Source organism: Peribacillus sp. SIMBA_075, from assembly GCF_046534585.1.
Window position 1 is genome coordinate 1 of record NZ_JAWRYN010001240.1, and the last position, 249, is coordinate 249.

1 pseudogene is annotated in these 249 nt (G+C 42.6%); it reads right to left on the minus strand.

What is annotated here, in order from left to right:
• Window positions 1-38 precede the first annotated feature (38 nt).
• Window positions 39-249, minus strand: a pseudogene (locus tag SB775_RS32285) (hypothetical protein); the annotation flags it as partial.

A 249-nucleotide genomic window follows, 5' to 3' on the forward strand; every position in this document is an offset into this window, starting at 1 on the left:
TTCCACAATTCAAGACGCTTTTTTAAAAAAATTACCGATCAACTAAGAGGTTTGGCAAATTGGAGCGCGTGAAAGCCCTTGACCATCTGGAAGCCGATTCCAACATATCCTTCATTTAGTAATTCTGCCTGTTTTTTTAGATCGTCGATCGGTGCCGTGATTTGATTTTCATAAGCTGCATTCGGCTGTTCGAGATCTTTCACCAGGATATAGCGTTCCAGCCCCTCGTACTTTTGTTTTAAGGCTGCG